At 54.8% G+C, this 1,819-nt stretch carries 1 rRNA gene; it reads right to left on the bottom strand.

What is annotated here, in order from left to right:
• Positions 1-15: 15 nt before the first annotated feature.
• Positions 16-1,549 (bottom strand): 16S ribosomal RNA (locus tag CXY77_RS00025).
• Positions 1,550-1,819 lie beyond the last annotated feature (270 nt).

Genomic DNA, 1,819 nt, shown 5'->3' with positions numbered 1-1,819 from the left:
GCACGTGCTCCTTAGAAAGGAGGTGATCCAGCCGCACCTTCCGGTACGGCTACCTTGTTACGACTTAGTCCTAATCACCGATCCCACCTTCGACAGCTCCGTCCCTTACGGGTTCGGCCACTGGCTTCGGGTGTTACCGACTTTCATGACTTGACGGGCGGTGTGTACAAGGCCCGGGAACGTATTCACCGCAGCGTTGCTGATCTGCGATTACTAGCGACTCCGACTTCATGAGGTCGAGTTGCAGACCTCAATCCGAACTGAGACCGGCTTTTTGGGATTCGCTCCACCTTGCGGTATCGCAGCCCTTTGTACCGGCCATTGTAGCATGCGTGAAGCCCAAGACATAAGGGGCATGATGATTTGACGTCATCCCCACCTTCCTCCGAGTTGACCCCGGCAGTATCCCATGAGTTCCCACCATTACGTGCTGGCAACATAGGACGAGGGTTGCGCTCGTTGCGGGACTTAACCCAACATCTCACGACACGAGCTGACGACAACCATGCACCACCTGTATACCGACCTTGCGGGGCACCTGTTTCCAGGCGTTACCGGTATATGTCAAGCCTTGGTAAGGTTCTTCGCGTTGCATCGAATTAATCCGCATGCTCCGCCGCTTGTGCGGGCCCCCGTCAATTCCTTTGAGTTTTAGCCTTGCGGCCGTACTCCCCAGGCGGGGAACTTAATGCGTTAGCTGCGACACGGAGACCGTGGAATGGTCCCCACATCTAGTTCCCAACGTTTACGGCATGGACTACCAGGGTATCTAATCCTGTTCGCTCCCCATGCTTTCGCTCCTCAGCGTCAGTTACGGCCCAGAGATCTGCCTTCGCCATTGGTGTTCCTCCTGATATCTGCGCATTCCACCGCTACACCAGGAATTCCAATCTCCCCTACCGCACTCTAGTCTGCCCGTACCCACTGCAGGCCCGAGGTTGAGCCTCGGGTTTTCACAGCAGACGCGACAAACCGCCTACGAGCTCTTTACGCCCAATAATTCCGGACAACGCTTGCACCCTACGTATTACCGCGGCTGCTGGCACGTAGTTAGCCGGTGCTTTTTCTGCAGGTACCGTCACTCCCAGGAAAACCCAGTCGCTTCTTCCCTACTAAAAGAGGTTTACAACCCGAAGGCCGTCGTCCCTCACGCGGCGTTGCTGCATCAGGCTTGCGCCCATTGTGCAATATTCCCCACTGCTGCCTCCCGTAGGAGTCTGGGCCGTGTCTCAGTCCCAGTGTGGCCGGTCACCCTCTCAGGCCGGCTACCCGTCGTCGCCTTGGTGAGCCATTACCTCACCAACTAGCTGATAGGCCGCGAGCTCATCCTTGACCAAAATTCTTTCCACCCCAGAAGATGCCTTCCAAGGTAATATCCGGTATTAGCTACAGTTTCCCGCAGTTATCCCAGAGTCAAGGGCAGATTGCTCACGTGTTACTCACCCGTTCGCCACTGATCCAAGGAGCAAGCTCCTCTTCACCGTTCGACTTGCATGTGTTAAGCACGCCGCCAGCGTTCGTCCTGAGCCAGGATCAAACTCTCCGTAAATGTTTGAATAGCTCCCAAACCCGAAAGTTCAGTGCCCATCTAGTGCACCCCACAGCCGGAATAGGCCAAGAAGATGCAAGTTTGAAACTGACAAGAACAAATCATTACTGACTTGCTTTGTTTAGTTGCCCAACCGAAGTCAGGACTTGTTCAATATTATTTCCAAAGGAATCTCCCGGCTGCAACCCGCTAGAAACGGGCCGACAACCACGAGGTTTTTGGCATTTGACATTGTGCACGCTGTTGAGTTCTCAAGGATCGGACACACCC

The organism is Cryobacterium sp. N21 (assembly GCF_002929575.1).
Classification (GTDB): domain Bacteria; phylum Actinomycetota; class Actinomycetes; order Actinomycetales; family Microbacteriaceae; genus Cryobacterium; species Cryobacterium flavum.
Note: the sequence above shows the minus strand (reverse complement) of the source record. Positions and strands in the feature narration are given on the sequence as shown.